Origin of the sequence: Micromonospora sp. LH3U1 (genome assembly GCF_028475105.1) — a bacterium.
GTDB lineage: Bacteria > Actinomycetota > Actinomycetes > Mycobacteriales > Micromonosporaceae > Micromonospora.
On sequence record NZ_CP116936.1, the window covers coordinates 3,140,505 to 3,156,875 of the forward strand.

Sequence of the window (16,371 nt, forward strand, 5' to 3'; positions counted from 1 at the left end):
TAAACCCGCACCCTGGGGTACGGGTCAACGTGTTCATCGTCGCGGTGGCACGGCCGCCGTTTCGTGCCAGTCTGACTGCGAAAAGGCATCTTGATCAGGGAGTTTGTGATGACGGCAATCAGTCGGGTGCGTGGTCGGCAGATTCTCGACAGCAGGGGAAACCCGACCGTGGAGGCCGACGTGGTTCTCGCGGACGGGTCGATCGGCCGGGCCGCCGTTCCCTCCGGCGCGTCGACGGGGGCGAACGAGGCGGTCGAGCTGCGCGACGGAGACCGCACGCGTTTTCACGGCAAGGGCGTCAGTACGGCTGTCGCCGCGGTCAACGGCGAGATCGCCGAAGCGGTGATCGGGTTCGACGCGGAGGACCAGGCGTTGATCGACGAGACGATGATCGATCTCGACGGCTCGAAGGACAAGGGTCGATTGGGCGCCAACGCGATCCTGGCGGTGTCCCTGGCGACAGCGAAGGCGGCGGCGGTGGCGCACCGGCAGCCGCTCTACCGCTATGTCGGTGGCGTCGGCGCCCGCCTGCTGCCGGTGCCGATGATGAACATCATCAACGGCGGCGCGCACGCCGACAATCCGCTCGACTTCCAGGAGTTCATGATCGCGCCGGTCGGAGCGCAGACCTTCGCCGAGGCGGTCCGGATGGGCTCGGAGGTCTTCCACACCCTCAGGGCGTCCCTGGCCGCGGCCGGTCACAGCACCAATGTCGGCGACGAGGGCGGCTTCGCGCCGAACTTCGCGAGCGCCGACGAGGCGCTGCGGTTCGTGCTGCGCGCCATCGAGGACACCGGCTATGAGCCTGGGACCGACGTGCTGATCTGCCTCGACCCGGCTAGCTCGGAGTTCTTCCAAACGGGCGTCTACGACTACGTCGGCGAGGGACGCCAGCGCACCGTCGAGGAGCACATCGACTATTTGCTCGACCTTGTGTCCCGGTACCCGATCAGCTCGATCGAGGACCCGATGGCCGAGGATGACATTGCCGGCTGGAAGCGGCTGACAGCAGTGGCGGGGGAGCGTGTGCAGTTGGTCGGTGACGACGTCTTCTGCACCGACGTCGACCGGCTTCGCGACGGGATCGACGGCGGTTACGCCAACGCGATCCTGGTCAAAGTCAACCAGATCGGCACGCTCACCGAGACCCTCGCGACGGTGGACGCCGCCCACAAGGCGGGGTACCGGGTGGTGATGTCGCACCGTTCCGGGGAAACCGAGGACACCACCATCGCCGACCTGGCCGTGGGCGTCGGATGCGGGCAGATCAAGACCGGCTCGCTGTCGCGCTCCGACCGCACGGCCAAGTACAACCAGCTCATCCGCATCGAGGAGGAGCTCGGTGACCGCGCCAGCTACGCCCGGAGCCGTTGAGGGCTGTGCTCCGGTCAGGTGGTGGGGCCCAACTCGGTGAGGAGCTTCTCCACCCGGCCCCGGATCTCGTCACGGATCGGGCGGACGGCCTCGACGCCCTGACCGGCCGGGTCATCGAGCTTCCAGTCCTCGTAGCGCTTGCCGGGAAAGACCGGGCAGGTGTCGCCGCAGCCCATCGTCACGATGACGTCGGAGGACTCCGCGGTCGCGTACTCCAGGAGCTTGGGGGTCTGGTCGGTGATGTCGATGCCGACCTCCCGCATGGCCTGCACGGCGGCGGGGTTGATCGTCTCGGCCGGGGCGGAGCCGGCCGAGCGGACCTCGACGGTGTCGCCGGCGAGGTGGCGTAGCCAGCCGGCGGCCATCTGGGAACGGCCGGCGTTGTGGACGCAGACGAACAGGACGCTGGGCTTGTCGCTCATGGTGGTCGCCTTCTCAGTCAATCGATGGATGCGGGCTGGGGGTGAAGAACCGGTGGCGTGCCCACAGGGAGACGTAGACGAGCCCGACCAGGACGGGCACCTCGATCAGCGGGCCGACGACCCCGGCGAGAGCCTGACCGGAGGCGACGCCGAAGGTGCCGATCGCGACGGCGATGGCGAGTTCGAAGTTGTTGCCGGCCGCGGTGAAGGCCAGGGTGGTGGTGCGCCCGTAGCCGAGGCCGATGGCCCGGCCGAGGATGTAGGCGCCGGCCCACATGAGCGCGAAGTACACCAACAGGGGCAGGGCGATGCGGAGGACGTCCAGGGGTCGGCTGGTGATGGCGTCTCCCTGCAGCGCGAACAGGATCACGATCGTGAACAGCAGCCCGTAGAGGGCGGCCGGGCCGATCCTGGGCAGGAAACGGGCCTCGTACCAGTCGCGGCCCTTGGCGCGCTCGCCGAGGCGGCGGGTGAGGTACCCGGCCAGCAGCGGGATGCCGAGGAAGATGAGCACGTTGCGGGCGATGTCCCAGGCCGAGATCGTCACCTCGGCGCCGGACAACCCCAGCCACTGGGGGAGCACGGAGAGGTAGAACCAGCCGAGCAGGCCGAAGGCGACAACCTGGAAGACCGAGTTGAGCGCGACCAGGACGGCGGCGGCCTCCCGGTCGCCGCAGGCGAGGTCGTTCCAGATGATGACCATGGCGATGCAGCGGGCCAGACCGACGATGATCAGGCCGGTGCGGTACGCGGGCTGGTCGGCCAGGAAGATCCAGGCCAGGGCGAACATCATGGCGGGTCCGACGAGCCAGTTGAGGACCAGCGAGGAGATCAGCAGTCGGCGGTCGCTGGTGACGGTGTCGAGCCGGTCGTAGCGGACCTTCGCCAGCACCGGGTACATCATGATCAGCAGGCCGACCGCGATCGGCAGCGAGATCCCCCCGACCGTCACCGAGTTCAGCGCGCTGTTGAGGCTGGGGATCAGACGACCGAGGAGCAGGCCGGCGACCATCGCCAACCCGATCCAGACCGGGAGGAACTGGTCGAGTCGGGAGAGGCGGCCGACGACGGCGTTCTCGGCCGGGTCGCTCTGGACGGTCGTTGTCATGTCGCCGGCGCCACGGTGAGCAGTGCGGCGAGCTGGCGCAGGATGGCCGGCCGGGCGCGGTAGTAGACCCAGGTGCCCCGGCGCTCGGCGTCGACGAGCCCCGCTTCGCGCAGCGTCCTGAGGTGGTGCGAGATGGTCGGGCCGGTCAGGTCGAACGCGGGGGTCAGGTCGCAGACGCAGATCTCGCCGCTCTCTGCGGAAGCGATCATCGACATCAGTTGCAGCCGCACCGGGTCGCCGAGGGCTTTGAACGCGGACGCGAAAGCCGTCGCGGCCTCGGCCGGTACGCGCCGCTCGTTCAGAGGGGGGCAGCAGGACACGTCTGCGGCCGGTGCTGCTTGATTCGACATTTCTCTAGGTTGACACCTATCTAATCAGTGTGCAACTGTCTGATTCGACGGACGTCAAGACAGGCGGCGTCGAGTACCTGAAATCTTCCGGAACGGAACCTGCTCATGGCCGACAGCACCGTGCGCCCGATGGCCGTCGCCGACGCCGACCGGGTCCTGGCGATCTACCAGGCCGGTCTCGACGGGGGCAACGCCAGCTTCGAGATCACCGCGCCAACCTGGGCGGCGTTCGACACCACGCGCCTGACCGCGCATCGCTTCGTGGCCGTCGACCGCGACGGCGCCGTCCTGGGCTGGATCGCCGTCTCACCGACCTCGACCCGCGCGGTCTACGCCGGTGTGGTCGAACACTCCGTCTACGTGGACCCGGCCGCCCAGGGTCGTGGCATCGCCCGGCTGCTGCTGGACGCGCTCATCACCTCCACCGAGGCCGCCGGCATCTGGACGATCCAGTCCGGCGTCTTCCCGGAGAACACCGCCAGCCTGACGCTCCACCAGCGGGTCGGCTTCCGCGTCATCGGCGTCCGCGAGCGGGTTGGTCGCCACCACGACCGCTGGCGCGACGTCGTCCTGCTGGAACGCCGCAGCCCCACCATCTCCTGACACGCCTGGCCCGGCAGTCGGGCCACTACCTCGAGGAGCCAACGGATGAACGCCCAGGACAGCCTTCCCGTCGTGATCATCGGCGCCGGCCCGACCGGTCTCGCCGCCGCCGCGCACCTGCACGAGCGCGGCCTGCCCTTCACCGTCCTCGAAGCCGGCGACACCCCGGGTGCCGCCGTACGCCAGTGGAGGCACGTGCGCGTCTTCTCGCCGTGGCGGTACAACATCGACCCGGCCGCTCGTCGGCTCCTCGACGAGGCCGGTTGGGTCGCCCCCGACCTGGAGGCCCTGCCCACCGGCGCGGAACTGGTCGCCGACTACCTCCAGCCCCTCGCGGAGCTGCCGCAGCTCAAGCCACACCTGCGGTACGGGGCACGCGTCGAGGCGATCAGCCGCCTCGGCCTCGACCGGCTGCGTACCGCCGGACGCGACACCGCACCGTTCCTCCTCCGCCTCGATGACGGCGACGAACTGTTCGCCCGCGCCGTCATCGACGCCTCCGGCACCTGGCGTACGCCGAACGTCCTCGGCGCGTCCGGCCTGCCCGCCCGGGGTGAGGCCGACGTGACGGCATACCTGGAGCACGCGCTGCCGGACGTGCTCGGCGCCGACCGGGACCGGTTCGTGGGCCGGCACACTCTGGTCGTGGGCGCCGGTCACTCGGCCGCGAACACCCTGCTGTCCCTGGCGGAGTTGGCCGCCGCCGAGCACGGCACCGAGGTGACCTGGGCGATCCGGACCGCCTCGCCGACGCGGACGTACGGTGGCGGGGACGCGGACGCCCTCCCCGCGCGTGGGGCGCTCGGCGCACGGCTGCGTGCGCACGTCGACGCCGGACGGATCCGGCTGCTCACCGGGTTCTCGGTGCACGCGCTCGCCCCGACCGACGGACGGGTGAGCGTGGTCGTGCGGCACGCCGACGGCACCGACGAGTCGATCACCGTCGACCGCATCGTCGCCGCCACTGGTTTCCGGCCCGACCACTCCATCGCCGCCGAGCTGCGCCTGGACCTGGACCCGGTCATGGGCGCGACCCGTGCGCTCGCCCCGCTGATCGATCCCAACGAGCACTCCTGCGGCACCGTTCCTCCGCACGGCGTGGACGAACTCGCCCACCCGGAGAGCGGCTACTACGCCGTCGGCATGAAGTCCTACGGCCGAGCGCCGACATTCCTCATGGCCACCGGTTACGAGCAGGTCCGTTCCGTCGTGGCCGCTCTCGCCGGGGACTGGGTCGCCGCCCGCGACGTCCAGCTGGACCTGCCCGAAACCGGCGTGTGCAACAGCAACCGCGCCGACTCGGCGAGCGGCGACAACTGCTGCGGGCCGGAGCCGACGGGGCGTGGACTGTCCACCGGCATCTCCGGTGGGCTGCTGTCCGCGCCGATCAGCCTCGTCGCCCTCGACGCCGCGCCAGCGGGCGGTTGTTGCGCCAGCTGATCACCGGCTATGACGGTGCCCGTAGCCCTCGCGGTCGGCGGGCACCGTCACCGCCGGCTGGCGCAGGCGACACACGTACGCGCGGACGGGCGGGCGACCAGCCGCTCGGCGGGAATCGGACGGGCGCACCGTTCGCACACGCCGTAGCTGCCGTCGTCGACCCGGCTCAGCGCGACGTCCAGCTCGGCCAGGCGTCGGCGTGCCGCGTCCAGGACGGCGCTGAGCTGTGCGCGTTCGAAGGCGATCGTGCTGCCCTCGGGGTCATGCTCGTCATCGGCGTTGGACGACCGGGATGCCTCGAAGAGACTCCGTAGGTCGCCGTCCAGGGCGGTGGCCTGGCTTTCGGTCTGTTCGCGCAGCCGCAGCAGTTCCTCGCGGATCGCGCTGGAATCCCTGTTCATGGCCGTTCCACCGTACTGCGCGATGACCGTGTCACTCACATGAAGTTGCGGGTGTGCAGGGCGGAGAGCGCCGCGGCCTCGTCGGGCCGGAAGCCCAGCCGTACCAGTCGGCGCTGGCGGCCCTGATCCATCGCGTGTTGCAGAGCCTGCACCCGGTCGTAGCCGGCGGACACGTCGTCGGGACGCCAGCCACCTGCCGCGAGCACCACCAGCGCGTCGAAGACGTCCGCGTTGAGGCCGGCGGTGTCGACGAGCGCGTCGTGGCGGCGGTGGATGGCCGCCCGCAGCCGGTCCCGCAGCAGCGGGTCGAGCTGGGCCTGATGTTCCAGGTGCGCCATGCCGAACACCACGTGCCGGCGCTCGTCCTGCATGGCGAGCCAGCAGATCCGGCGCGTCACCGGGTCCGGGGCGTTCTGGTGCAGGAACGAGAGCAGGTCGACGAAGCTGCCCTCGCCGAGCACGGAGAGTAGGAACGAGGCCAGTGCGAAGTCGGACTCCGCGACGAGCGTGAAGAGCGACTGCCGACCACCGGCCGACGACGTGCCCAACTCGGCACCCCGCAGCAGCGCCCGCCGGCTGAACACCTCCATGTGCCGGGCCTCGTCGGCCATCTGCACGGCGAGAAGCTGCATCACCTCCCGGAAGTGCGGGTGGATGCGCCCGACGAACCGGGCCGGCACGACGAGGGCTGCCTGCTCGTTCTCGACGAGGTAGGTCATCACCTGAACCACTGCGGCCTCGACATCGGCCGGTAGCGCGAACGGATCGTCCCACGGCACGGCGGTCTGCGGATCCCACTGCCGTGCGGCCGCCTGCGCGTACAGGTGGGGAGCGACATCGGCCCACACGAGGTCGCGGTCGTCCAGGTCGAACCGTGCCTCGGGACCGCCGGCTTCGAGCAGCGCGCCCCGGGCACCGAGCCCCCATCGCGCCGGCGGGCGGCTGCTGAGTGCCGATGGGAGGGCGGGTCCGGCCCGCTCCGCGCCGAACCAGCGGTCGTCATCCGCCGTGCCCCGGACGATCACCGCCACGAGGTCGCTCCGGTCGCCCCGATCCGGCCATTCGACCCGGTGGCCCCGGCCACGACACCAGGCGGGCAGGTGTACGCGCAGCGCCGGGTCGTGGCCGTAGACCGCCAACCGGCCGCCGGGCGGCAGCCCGGCCAGGGCGCGTTGCACGAGCAGATGTGCGCCCCGGCCGAAACCCAGGTCGCCGAGGTCGACCTCGGCAACCGGTGCCGCGCTCACGGCCGGTAGTCCGAGGCCGTCACCCGCCCGTCGGGGGAGTAGAAGCCAGCGGCGTCGACCGCGTCGGCGAGGGCGTCATAGCCGGTGGTGCGGCCCTCCCGCCAGGCCGTCAGCCCCTCCAGGTCGAGCAGCGGACGCACCTGCGGATCGGCGTACGACATGCCGAGCAGCAGCGTGCCGAAGAGCCGGACCCCGGCGGACTCCGGCTCGCGGACCGTCATGTTGCAGTGGTCGTACGGTGTGGTCTGCGCGACGATCCGGGTGCCGTCGGGCGGCAGTGTGCCCTCCTGGACGAACGCCAGGTGGTTGGCGTCGATCATGCAGGCGGCATCGACCTCCCCGGCCATCAGGGCGCGGGCCGCGTCCCGCTCGCCGCCGATGTGGTCGCCGTGCAGGCCGACACCCACGTCGAAGCGGCGTACGTCGACAGTGACCCCGCGCGCCGCGAGGTGGTCCAGCGGAATCATCGTCGCCTGTGGACTGTCGATCGCCCCGACGGCGACCACCCGTCCGGCGAGGTCCGCGGGCTGGCGTACTGGCGAGTCCGCGCGAACCACCACGACCGAGGTGAGGTCCTGGTCGGTGTCGCGCATGGCGAGCGCGTGGACGGTCGTGCCGTTGGCTGCCGCCAGCCGCTCGGCCCGCAAGTAGGCCAGGGGAGAGTTCCACGCCGCGTCGATCCGCCCGGCGACGAGGTCCTCGACCTGTCGTTCGTAGTGTGAGTAGAGGACGAAGTCGAAGTCCAGGCCCCGCCCACGCAGCCAGGCGCGGAAGCCCTCCCAGATGGTCACGACCTTGGGGTCGTACGCGACCGCGCCCATCAGGACGGATGGCGCCGGCATCAGCGGTTGGCCTCGTCGAGCAGCGGCAGCCCGGTGGCGACGCGACCGACGAAGTCGTGCAGCGCGTCGGTGGTCGGCGCCATCACCCGGGCTGCGCGCGAGTCACGGAAACGCCGCTCCAGGCCCAGCTCCTTGCGGAAGGCGCTGCCGCCGCAGAGCTGCATGGCGCCATCGGTCACCTCGGCGACGGTCTCGCCGGCGAGTGCCTTGACCTGTAGCACCCGTAGCATCGCGTCATCGCGGCCGGTCTCCAGCGCCGTGAGGGTGTCGCCCAGGAAGGCGCGCAGAGCGTCGGTGCGGATCATCAGTCGGGCGAAGTCGCGCCGGGTGACGGGCGCGTCGCGAAGGGCCGCGCCGGTGTGCGCGAGCGTCGTTCTGGTGAGGTGCCGGCCGGCCTCGGCAACCGCGCTGTCGGCGAGACCCAGACAGAACGCGGCATTGAGCACCAGGAACCAGGGGAGGACCGCGCCCAGCGCGGTGTCGAGCCCGGCGCCGTCGGCCGCCATCATCGCGGCCGACGGGACCCGGAGCCCATCGGCGGTCATCGGCCGGGAGCCGTTTCCGCGCAGGCCGAGACCGTCGAAGTCACCGGTCACGCTCAGGCCGGCGCTGTCAGCCGGCACGAGCCACAGCGTCATCGGACCGGCGCCGTGCGACAGCGGGAGGCTCGACCAGACGTAACTGTTGGCCTCGCCGGCCGAGGTGACCCAGCTCTTGCGGGCGTCGAGGCGGACGGCGCCGTCGTCGGTGGCCGTCGCGGTGCCGGTCGGCGACCAGAAATGGCTGCGCGAGCCGTACTCGGAGAACGCCAGGGTGGTGAGATGACCGCCGCTGGCGATGGCCTCGCGCACCTCGCGCGGGCCGTGCGCCTCGATCACGGCGGTCGCCGCGTAGTGCATGAGCACCACCATCGCCGTGGAGCCACACTCGGCGGCCAGACGCTCGATGACGTCGGCGACCGCCCGCATGCCGTGGCCGCCGCCACCGACCTCGGTCGAGGAGGCCAGGCCGAGCAGGCCGGCCGCGGCGAGGGCGTCGACACCCTGACGGGGGAATGCCCCCTCCCGGTCGACGACCGCCGCCTGCGGGCGGATCACGTCGTCGATCACCGAGCCGAGGGTGGCCGAGACATCAGTGTTGGGCTGGGCATTGTCGACACTGGCCGTCATGTGGGTGCCCCTTCAGCCAGACCGGTGGGACCGCTGTCGAGACTATCCGAACTGGAGGACGCAGCGCGAGCGTCGGATCACCGTCTGGTGCGGGCGCCGTCCCGGTGGGGCCGTCCGTGCCCGTCGTCCCGGTCGATGCGTAGCTCCCGCTCCAACTCGGCGATGACGGCCCGCAGGTCGTCCAGCCGTTGGGTGAGTGCGATGCGGTCGACCTCGTCCGGTACGCCGTCGCCGTCCTCGTCGTACCCGGGGGCGAGCCGCTCGGTCATCTCCAACCGGCGAGCCTCCTCCATCGAGTTGACGATGACCGCGATGAGGATGTTGAGCAGCAGGTTGACGGTGATGACCACGTAGCTGACGTAGTAGAGCAGCGTCCACGGCGAGATCGCCATGCCCTGCTCGATGAGGTCCGGCAGCGTCTCCAGCGACAGCAGCACGAACAACGTCAGCAGGGATCGGCCGATGTCGCCGTACTGTTCCGGATATCTGCTGCCGAAGATCAGCCAGCCGGCCATGCCGTACACGTAGAGCGTCACGATGGCGAGGGCGAGAAAGCCGCCGACACCCGGCAGGCTCCGCCACAGCGCGGAGACGATGGTCCGCAGGCCCGGCGAGAACCGCACCAACCGGACCATGCGGGCGACCCGCACGACGCGGAGCAGTGCGGGATCCCCGTGCAGGCCCGGTATGAAGATCGCCGCGATCACCACGAAGTCGAAGACGTTCCAGCTCTGCCGGAAGAAGTCCTGCGGACGCTTGCCGTAGGCCGCCAACCGGACGCCGATCTCGACGACGAAGACGGCCCGGAAGACCAACTCCAGCCAGTGCAGTGCCGTGCCCGCCGGGATCAGATCGTCGTACGTCTCCAGGCCGAGGGCGACCCCGTTGGCGAGGATGACCACGACGATGACGATCTCGAAGGGGCGCGACCGGGCGAGCTGGGCGCAGCGGTCAGACCAACTGGGCCGGTGGTGGGCGGGCGGGGCTGGCGCACCTCGTTGGGCGGGCGCGGGTGCACCACTCACCAGTCGGCCGTCTCGATCATGCGTGCCGGGGCCGCCGGGGCGGCCGGCCTCCGGCCGTCGTCGCGGCGGTGCGGGTGGCGTGCGGGCATGCCCATCAGCCTAGTCAAGATCAATGATCCCTGGACGACCGTGCGTCGTCACCCGAACCATGATCCGGTCCACTGACTCGGCGATGACAACAACTGCGAACTACGTTTGCAATTTACAGTAGATCAGTGAGCGACGCACCCACGAGGGCCGGCGACGGCGACCCCGCTCGGCAGCCGATCTGGAGCAGGCCCGAACGTGGCAGCCGGGGCCCCGCTCCGGGGCACAGTCGCGACGCCATAGTCATGGCCGCCATCGCCCTGGCGGACACCGAAGGGCTCGCCGCGGTGTCGATGCGCGCCGTCGCCGGCGTGCTCGGCACCGGCGCCGGATCCCTCTACCGGTACCTGTCGTCCCGGGACGATCTGCTGGACCTGATGACCGACCGCGTCGTGGGGGAGTTGCGACCGTACCCGCAGGCGGAGGGCGACTGGTTGGACGCGATGGTGCTGTTGGCCCGCCGGCAGTTGGCGCTGCACCGCGCCCATCCTTGGCTGCTCGACGTGATTCACCGGACGTCCGGCATCGGCCCTGAGAGCCTGGCCTGGTTCGACAACTGCATCCGGATCCTGGAACCCGTGCGCTGCGCTGTCTCCGCAAAGTTCGAGGCGATCGCGATGACGACCGGTGTGGTGAGCCTCTTCGCCCGCCGCGAGGTCACCTCCGGGGCGTTCAGCTTCGCCGGGGTCGACCTCGCGGCGTACCCGCACCTGGTCGCGGCGTTCAGCCAGCCCTCCGCACCGGCGCCCCGGGCGGATCTCTTCGAGCGGACCCTGCGCAGTCTGCTGACCGGTCTGCTGCTCGCCGGGCAGCCCGAGGCGGGCTGACTGGTCGGAACCCAGGTGGTGTCAGCCGTTCCCGCACCCGGCGTGGTGCCGGCTGGTCTAGTTTTCGGTGATGAGTGGGACCGGCCGCACGGTCGCGCGTCAGCTGCGGAGAGGTGTGCGATGTCCGATTCTGATCTTGCCGACCTGCGAGAACGAGCCGCGAACGGTGACCGGGACGCGGTCGACCAGCTGGTCGAGCTTGCCGGCGAGCGGGGTGACCTGGCGGAGCTGCGCCAGCTCGCGGAGAGCGGCAACGCCGACGCGGCGGCCCAGCTTGTCGAGCTGGCCACCGAACTCGGCGATATGAAAGAGCTGCGGCGCCTTGCCGACCGGGGCGACCGGGACGCGGCTGACCAGCTCGTCGAGTTGGCCGCCGAGCGGGCGGATGTCGGCGAACTTCGGCGTCTCGCCGACGGGGGCAACCGCGACGCGGCCGACGTGTTGGCCGACCTCACCGAACAGGAAGACGAGGGCGAGTAGTCGGCGCGGCCGACCGTCGCGCGCCGGGCGGGCGACGGGACGTGTAACCCGTTGCCCGCCCGGTAGCAGCGTGGGCGGTGGCCGGCTCAGGCCTGCGCGGCCCGGATGGCGTCGCGCAGCGGGGTGCTCGGCCGGCCGATGAGCCGGCTGAGGTCGTCGCTGTCGGTCACCAGCTCGCCGATGGCGATCGAGTGGTCGAGCGCGGCGACGAACCCGGCGGTGCCCGCGTCGAGGCCGACGTTCTCCAGGGCCGAGGCCAGCGCGGCGGCCGACAGGTCCTGGTGGACGACCGTGGAGCTGGTGACCTCGGTGACGGCGTCGGCCAGCTCGTCGAAGGTGAACGCGGTGCCGCCCAGCTCGTAGACGGCGTTGCCGTCCTCCTCGCGGGTCAGCGCCGCGACAGCCGCGGCCGCGTAGTCGGCCCGCGTGGCGGCGGAGACCTTGCTGCCCCCGGTGGCGCCGAGAATCGTGCCGGACTGCAGGTACTGCGGCAGCTGGTCGGTGTAGTTCTCGGTGTACCAGCTGTTGCGCAGCACGGTGTGGGTCAGACCGGACGCGGCGAGGATCTCCTCGGTGGCCTTGTGCTCCGGCGCGAGGGGATTCGTGGTGGTGTCGGCGTTCAGGATGCTGGTGTAGATCAGGCGCTCGACCCCGGCGAGCTTGGCCGCGTCGATGACTGCGGTGTGCTGGGCGACGCGCTGACCGGGAGTGTCGCCGGAGATGAGCAGCAGGCGGCGTACGCCGGCCACGGCGCCGGGCAGCGTCGACGGATCGTCGTAGTTGGCCTTGCGAATCTCGACCCCGCGCGCGGCCAGGTCGGCGGCCTTCTCCGGGTTGCGGACGATGGCGGCGATCTCGGCGGCGGGTAGGCCGGTGTCGAGCAGCTGCTCGATCACCAGGCGGCCCAGCCGGCCGGTGGCGCCGGTGACGGCATAGGTGGGCATGGGGACCTCCGATAGGCAGTGGCGATTCTGCAGGCACTTACGAATCTACAGCACTAGCTGCTGAGTAACTGTGGGGTACGCTGGTGAGGTGAGCGACATGCCGGCCCAGGACCCGGCGGGGCCTACCCAGGAACTCGTCAGCGATGTCTTCGCGCGGGGCTGCACCTCACGTGCCGCCTTCGAGGGCGTCACCTCGAAGTGGGCCTCGCTGGCTCTGCTGGCGCTCGGCGAGGATCGCTACCGGTTCAACGCGCTGCGTCGCCGCATCGACGGGGTCAGCGAGCGAATGCTCTCCCAGACCCTGCAGACCCTCGAACGCGACGGCATGCTCACCCGCGAGGTGCTCACCGCGATCCCACCGCGCGTCGAATACTCGCTGACCCCCCTCGGCGCCCGGGTCGCCGAGCACCTTCGGGGCCTCGCCGACCTGCTGGAGGCCTCGGTGCCCGAGTTGCAGACCGCCCGCGACACCCACGAGCGCGACCGGGCCTAGGACGCACCCGCGCCGGCCTCGTGCCGCGCCACGGCCGTCCGCGGGCTCTGGCGGGTGCGCTGGGTCAGCACGACGCACCCCAGCACCACCAGCGCCGCCGCGATCGAGGTGGAGGTGACCGCCTCGCCGAGCAGCAGCGCCGACCACCCCAGGGTCAGCACTGGCTGTGCGAGCTGGACCTGGCCCACCTGCGCGATGCCGCCCCGGGCCAGGCCCGCGTACCAGGCGAAGAATCCCAGGAACATCGAGACCACGGTGAGATAGCCGAACGCCGACCAGGCGACAGCGTCGGCACGCGGCGGACTGGCGAGAGCGGCGACGACCGTGACGGCAACGGTGGCGGGCAGCGAGAGCAGCAACGCCCAGCAGATCGTCCGAGCACCGCCCAACTCGCGGGCGAGTGCGCCGCCCTCGGCGTAGCCCAGGCCGCAGAGCACGACCGCCGCGAGCAGGAACAGGTCTGGCAGGGTGAGGGTCCCGCGTACCGCGCCGCTGGCGGCGAGGAAGGCGAGCACCGCCAGCAGTCCGCCGATGCTCGCGACCCAGAACAACGGCGGCGGGCGTTCGCCGGCCCGCAGTACCGCGAAGACGGCGGTCATCGCGGGCAGCGCGGCGATGACGACCGCGCCGTGCGCGGAGGTCTGGGTGAGAAGCGCCAGCGAGGTGAACAAGGGAAAGCCGACGATGACGCCGAGGGCGACGATCGGCAGCCGACGCCACTGTCCGCGGGTGGGCCGTGGTGCGCCGGTGAGACGCAGGTACGCCCATGCCAACAGCCCCGCGCCGACGGCCCTGCCGAAGGCGACGAACCACGGGTCGAGCTGCTGCACGACGATGCGGGTGGCCGGAAGCGACAGGCTGAAGCCGAGGACGCCCAGGGCACCGAGGGCGAGCCCGACCGTCCGATTCGCTGTTACCGTATTCGAGGCAGTAGCGCTACTGTTGTCTCTCATGGAAAACGGTAACGCAGCCGAACGCGTTATCCAAGATCTACGCGGCCTCGTCGCCGCCGCCGGTCCCGGCACCCGGCTGCCCTCCGTCCGTGAGCTGACCGCCCGGCATCAGGCCTCGCCGGTCACCGTCGCCGAGGCGATCCGTCAGTTGGTGGCCCAGGGGCTGATCGAGGCGCGACCAGGCCGAGGCACCTTCGTGGCCGCTCCGCCCGACGAGCGGGGCGTACCCGATCTGTCCTGGCAGACCGTCGCGCTCGGACCTCGCCGGTCCGGTCAGGACGAGATGCGGGCACTGTTGGCGCTGACGCCGGCGGGAGCGATCCCGCTGTCCGGTGGCTACCTCGACGCGGATCTGCAGCCTGCCGCCGCGCTCGGCGCCGCCCTCGCCCGAGCCGCCCGCCAACCCGCGAGCTGGCAGCGTGGACCGGTCGAGGGCCGTGCGGATCTGCGCGCCTGGTTCGCCCGTGAGGCCGGGGCAGGGCTGCACGCCGAGGACATGGTGATCTGTCCCGGCGGGCAGGCCGCGCTGTCGTCCGCGTTGCGGGCGCTCACCGCGCCCGGCGACGCCCTCCTCGTCGAGTCGCCGACCTACCTGGGCGCGTTGGCCGCGGCGCGGGCGGCGGGACTGCGGGTGGTGCCCGTGCCGGCCGACGCCGACGGGGTACGACCCGACCAACTCGCCGCCGCGTTCGCCCGCACCGGCGCCCGGCTCTTCTACTGTCAGCCGCTGCACGCCAACCCGCACGGCGCGACGCTGGCGGATCACCGCCGGGCGCAGGTGGCCGAGGCCGTACGCGACGCCGGCGCGTTCCTGCTCGAGGACGACTACGCCCGCGACCTCACCATCGATGGCCAGGCCCCGCCACCACTGGCCAGCGATGATCCCGACGGGCACGTCATCTACCTGCGCTCGCTGAGCAAATCGACCGCGCCCGGGCTGCGCGTCGCCGCCATCGGTGCCCGTGGCCCGGCCGGGGCGCGACTGCGCGCCGCCCGGCTGCTCGACGACTTCTTCGTCGCCGGTCCACTGCAACAGGCGGCGATCGAGTTCCTCACCTCTCCGGTGTGGTTGCGACATCGCCGGGCCTTGAGCACCGCGCTCCGGACCCGCCGCGAGGCGCTGCTGACCGCGCTGCGCCGTCACCTGCCAGGCCTTGCCCCACAGTCGATTCCGCGCGGTGGCATGCACCTCTGGGTCCGCCTTGCCGACGACGCCGACGACGTGGCACTGGCCGCCGCCGCGGCCGCCGAAGGCGTCATCGTCTTTCCCGGCCGCCCCTGGTACGCCGCCGAGCCCCCGGCCCCGCACCTGCGCCTCACCTACGCCGCCGCCGCACCCGAACTCATGGACGAGGCCGTCCGACGCCTCGCCCGCGCCCTCCGATGAACGCCGGCTCGCGGCCATTCCACAAGGCGCGGACCGGGGACCCGGCCTCAGGCGTGCAGCGTCTCGCGCGGCGGCACGCCGTAGCTGGCGTGGTAGCGGGCGGTGAACCTGCTGTGGCTCGCGAACCCCCACCGACTCGCGATCGCCGACACGGTCTCCTGGCCGGGGTCGGCCCGCACCAGGTCGTGGTGTGCCCGGGCGAGCCGGATCCGACGCAGGTACGCCATCGGGGTGATGCCGAGGTGACGCCGGAAGGCGAGTTGCACGGCCCGTAGGGAGACGCCGGCGGCACCGGCGATGTCGACCGCGCTGATGTCCCGGTCAGCGTGTTCCTCCACGAAGGTGATCGCCCGCCGCAACGTGGCGGTGCTGGCGTGGCGGCGGTCCACGGCGGTCGGTTCGGTGAAGGCGGTGTTGGGAAAGACCGTGAGCGCCGCCGCGGCGAGCATCCGCGCGGCGTTGCCGATCACCAGCGGTTGCGCGCTGGCCCTCGGGTTGTTCAACACGACATCGCTGATGAAGCTGGTGGTGTCACGCCACTGCCGGGCGAGGACCGCATCGGCGGGGCCCAGGTGGGTGAATCGGATCCGACCGGGCCGCCGGGCCGGCGTGGTGGTGGCCACCTGCGCCAGAACCGAGAGGTCCAGCACGCAGAGCTCCACCTCGCCGGGATGCCAGCGTACGCTGCACGGCTCCTCCGGCCTGGTGACGAGGAAGACGTCGCCGGGGCCGAACCGGTCGGCCGATCCGTCGCAGGCGCGATCGACGCGGGCGGTGCGGGTGCGGCCGATGACCAGCCCACCGAGGGTGCTGGCGCCGATGTCGAGTTGCCCGGTCTGGCGGGTGGTCGCGATGGCAAAGGGGCCCGTGTCGACGCGGTGATGAGTGAGTCGGTAGCCGTTCCTGCTGTGGATGCGCAGTTTCGGGTCGTACGTCGTGGACAGGAACGTGTGGATGGCCACCGGGTCACGGCTGTCGAACTGGTGGGTCTGCACTGGTGATGACGTCATCCGCTGTCTCCGTCCGGTGAAGGTGCTGCCGGCTGGTGGAACGGTGCCGGCGGCGGAATCTGGACGTGCCGGGGGTGCTCGGCGGTGACCCGGCGTGTCGCGGGCCGGCGGTGCGGTGCGGTGGAACGTCGCGAGCGGGACGGCGGCGACCGGTCGAGGCGGCGTCGGATCTGGCCTGACGGTTGAGTGGTTCGGTTAGCAATATCTGT

Annotated in this window: 18 protein-coding genes; 7 read left to right on the forward strand and 11 right to left on the reverse strand. The window is 71.2% G+C overall.

Annotated elements, in window-relative coordinates; all coding sequences use genetic code 11:
• Positions 1–108: 108 nt before the first annotated feature.
• Entirely contained in the window at positions 109–1,374 is a 1,266-nt protein-coding gene (eno, locus tag PCA76_RS14085) for a phosphopyruvate hydratase (protein ID WP_272618358.1), read from the forward strand.
• A gap of 14 nt (positions 1,375–1,388) precedes the next feature.
• Here the strand turns inward: eno and PCA76_RS14090 are convergent, their stop codons facing one another.
• Genes PCA76_RS14090 through PCA76_RS14100 form a run of 3 tightly spaced genes read right to left on the reverse strand, consistent with a single transcriptional unit; the run spans position 1,389 to position 3,254 of the window.
• Entirely contained in the window at positions 1,389–1,796 is a 408-nt protein-coding gene (locus PCA76_RS14090) for an arsenate reductase ArsC (RefSeq protein WP_272618360.1), read from the reverse strand.
• 13 nt (positions 1,797–1,809) lie between these two features.
• Positions 1,810–2,904 (reverse strand): ACR3 family arsenite efflux transporter, encoded by a 1,095-nt coding sequence (gene arsB, locus PCA76_RS14095; RefSeq protein WP_272618362.1) that lies wholly within the window; start codon positions 2,902–2,904, stop codon positions 1,810–1,812.
• On the reverse strand, positions 2,901–3,254 hold the full coding sequence (locus PCA76_RS14100) for an ArsR/SmtB family transcription factor (RefSeq protein WP_272618364.1): 354 nt from the start codon (positions 3,252–3,254) through the stop codon (positions 2,901–2,903). The genes arsB and PCA76_RS14100 overlap by 4 nt, the downstream gene beginning before the upstream one ends.
• Positions 3,255–3,359: 105 nt before the next feature.
• Here PCA76_RS14100 and PCA76_RS14105 point away from each other — a divergent pair, with 105 nt between their 5' ends.
• A complete protein-coding gene (locus PCA76_RS14105; RefSeq protein WP_272618366.1) occupies positions 3,360–3,857 on the forward strand; it encodes a GNAT family N-acetyltransferase in 498 nt (165 codons plus the stop codon).
• 45 nt (positions 3,858–3,902) lie between these two features.
• Positions 3,903–5,297 (forward strand): FAD-dependent oxidoreductase, encoded by a 1,395-nt coding sequence (locus tag PCA76_RS14110; protein ID WP_272618368.1) that lies wholly within the window; start codon positions 3,903–3,905, stop codon positions 5,295–5,297.
• Between the two features lie 47 nt (positions 5,298–5,344).
• Here PCA76_RS14110 and PCA76_RS14115 read toward each other — a convergent pair whose 3' ends face one another.
• From PCA76_RS14115 to PCA76_RS14135, 5 genes are all read right to left on the reverse strand, one after another.
• Positions 5,345–5,698, reverse strand: coding sequence for a TraR/DksA family transcriptional regulator (locus PCA76_RS14115; protein ID WP_272618370.1), 354 nt, complete (start codon positions 5,696–5,698; stop codon positions 5,345–5,347).
• 35 nt (positions 5,699–5,733) lie between these two features.
• The gene (locus PCA76_RS14120; protein ID WP_272618372.1) at positions 5,734–6,945 is read right to left on the reverse strand and encodes a ferritin-like domain-containing protein; all 1,212 of its coding nucleotides are present in this window, start codon (positions 6,943–6,945) and stop codon (positions 5,734–5,736) included.
• Positions 6,942–7,787 (reverse strand): phosphate/phosphite/phosphonate ABC transporter substrate-binding protein, encoded by an 846-nt coding sequence (locus PCA76_RS14125; protein WP_272618374.1) that lies wholly within the window; start codon positions 7,785–7,787, stop codon positions 6,942–6,944. Before PCA76_RS14125 ends, PCA76_RS14120 begins: the two co-directional genes overlap by 4 nt.
• Complete coding sequence (locus PCA76_RS14130; RefSeq protein ID WP_272618376.1) at positions 7,787–8,956, reverse strand: acyl-CoA dehydrogenase family protein; 1,170 nt, start codon at positions 8,954–8,956, stop codon at positions 7,787–7,789. The genes PCA76_RS14125 and PCA76_RS14130 overlap by 1 nt, the downstream gene beginning before the upstream one ends.
• Positions 8,957–9,033: 77 nt before the next feature.
• Positions 9,034–9,981 carry an ion transporter gene (locus PCA76_RS14135; RefSeq protein ID WP_272618378.1) on the reverse strand — a complete coding sequence of 316 codons (948 nt, stop codon included), beginning with the start codon at positions 9,979–9,981 and terminating at the stop codon, positions 9,034–9,036.
• 215 nt (positions 9,982–10,196) lie between these two features.
• On the opposite strand from PCA76_RS14135, the gene PCA76_RS14140 reads away from it, so the two are divergent.
• Together PCA76_RS14140 and PCA76_RS14145 are read left to right on the forward strand one after the other, a co-directional pair.
• On the forward strand, positions 10,197–10,895 hold the full coding sequence (locus PCA76_RS14140; protein WP_272618380.1) for a TetR/AcrR family transcriptional regulator: 699 nt from the start codon (positions 10,197–10,199) through the stop codon (positions 10,893–10,895).
• A 120-nt stretch (positions 10,896–11,015) separates the two neighbouring features.
• On the forward strand, positions 11,016–11,375 hold the full coding sequence (locus PCA76_RS14145) for a hypothetical protein (RefSeq protein WP_272618382.1): 360 nt from the start codon (positions 11,016–11,018) through the stop codon (positions 11,373–11,375).
• Between the two features lie 86 nt (positions 11,376–11,461).
• On the opposite strand, the gene PCA76_RS14150 is transcribed toward PCA76_RS14145, so the two are convergent.
• On the reverse strand, positions 11,462–12,319 hold the full coding sequence (locus PCA76_RS14150; protein ID WP_272618384.1) for an SDR family oxidoreductase: 858 nt from the start codon (positions 12,317–12,319) through the stop codon (positions 11,462–11,464).
• A gap of 97 nt (positions 12,320–12,416) precedes the next feature.
• On the opposite strand from PCA76_RS14150, the gene PCA76_RS14155 reads away from it, so the two are divergent.
• Complete coding sequence (locus PCA76_RS14155) at positions 12,417–12,812, forward strand: winged helix-turn-helix transcriptional regulator (protein WP_272619378.1); 396 nt, start codon at positions 12,417–12,419, stop codon at positions 12,810–12,812.
• Here PCA76_RS14155 and PCA76_RS14160 read toward each other — a convergent pair.
• Complete coding sequence (locus tag PCA76_RS14160) at positions 12,809–13,765, reverse strand: DMT family transporter (protein WP_272618386.1); 957 nt, start codon at positions 13,763–13,765, stop codon at positions 12,809–12,811. The genes PCA76_RS14155 and PCA76_RS14160 overlap by 4 nt on opposite strands.
• Between PCA76_RS14160 and PCA76_RS14165 the strand changes: the two genes are divergently transcribed.
• On the forward strand, positions 13,764–15,152 hold the full coding sequence (locus PCA76_RS14165; RefSeq protein WP_272618389.1) for an aminotransferase-like domain-containing protein: 1,389 nt from the start codon (positions 13,764–13,766) through the stop codon (positions 15,150–15,152). The two genes, PCA76_RS14160 and PCA76_RS14165, sit on opposite strands and share 2 nt — an antisense overlap.
• A gap of 47 nt (positions 15,153–15,199) precedes the next feature.
• On the opposite strand, the gene PCA76_RS14170 is transcribed toward PCA76_RS14165, so the two are convergent.
• Positions 15,200–16,162 carry a helix-turn-helix transcriptional regulator gene (locus PCA76_RS14170; protein WP_272618391.1) on the reverse strand — a complete coding sequence of 321 codons (963 nt, stop codon included), beginning with the start codon at positions 16,160–16,162 and terminating at the stop codon, positions 15,200–15,202.
• Between the last annotated feature and the right edge of the window lie 209 nt (positions 16,163–16,371).

Bases quoted from the DNA above. Each gene is read 5' to 3' on its own strand.
- eno (WP_272618358.1), top strand. From the start codon at position 109: ATGACGGCAATCAGTCGGGTGCGTGGTCGGCAGATTCTCGACAGCAGG.
- PCA76_RS14090 (WP_272618360.1), bottom strand. From the start codon at position 1,796: ATGAGCGACAAGCCCAGCGTCCTGTTCGTCTGCGTCCACAACGCCGGC.
- arsB (WP_272618362.1), bottom strand. From the start codon at position 2,904: ATGACAACGACCGTCCAGAGCGACCCGGCCGAGAACGCCGTCGTCGGC.
- PCA76_RS14100 (WP_272618364.1), bottom strand. From the start codon at position 3,254: ATGTCGAATCAAGCAGCACCGGCCGCAGACGTGTCCTGCTGCCCCCCT.
- PCA76_RS14105 (WP_272618366.1), top strand. From the start codon at position 3,360: ATGGCCGACAGCACCGTGCGCCCGATGGCCGTCGCCGACGCCGACCGG.
- PCA76_RS14110 (WP_272618368.1), top strand. From the start codon at position 3,903: ATGAACGCCCAGGACAGCCTTCCCGTCGTGATCATCGGCGCCGGCCCG.
- PCA76_RS14115 (WP_272618370.1), bottom strand. From the start codon at position 5,698: ATGAACAGGGATTCCAGCGCGATCCGCGAGGAACTGCTGCGGCTGCGC.
- PCA76_RS14125 (WP_272618374.1), bottom strand. From the start codon at position 7,787: ATGCCGGCGCCATCCGTCCTGATGGGCGCGGTCGCGTACGACCCCAAG.
- PCA76_RS14130 (WP_272618376.1), bottom strand. From the start codon at position 8,956: ATGACGGCCAGTGTCGACAATGCCCAGCCCAACACTGATGTCTCGGCC.
- PCA76_RS14145 (WP_272618382.1), top strand. From the start codon at position 11,016: ATGTCCGATTCTGATCTTGCCGACCTGCGAGAACGAGCCGCGAACGGT.
- PCA76_RS14150 (WP_272618384.1), bottom strand. From the start codon at position 12,319: ATGCCCACCTATGCCGTCACCGGCGCCACCGGCCGGCTGGGCCGCCTG.
- PCA76_RS14155 (WP_272619378.1), top strand. From the start codon at position 12,417: ATGCCGGCCCAGGACCCGGCGGGGCCTACCCAGGAACTCGTCAGCGAT.
- PCA76_RS14165 (WP_272618389.1), top strand. From the start codon at position 13,764: ATGGAAAACGGTAACGCAGCCGAACGCGTTATCCAAGATCTACGCGGC.
- PCA76_RS14160 (WP_272618386.1), bottom strand. From the start codon at position 13,765: ATGAGAGACAACAGTAGCGCTACTGCCTCGAATACGGTAACAGCGAAT.
- PCA76_RS14170 (WP_272618391.1), bottom strand. From the start codon at position 16,162: ATGACGTCATCACCAGTGCAGACCCACCAGTTCGACAGCCGTGACCCG.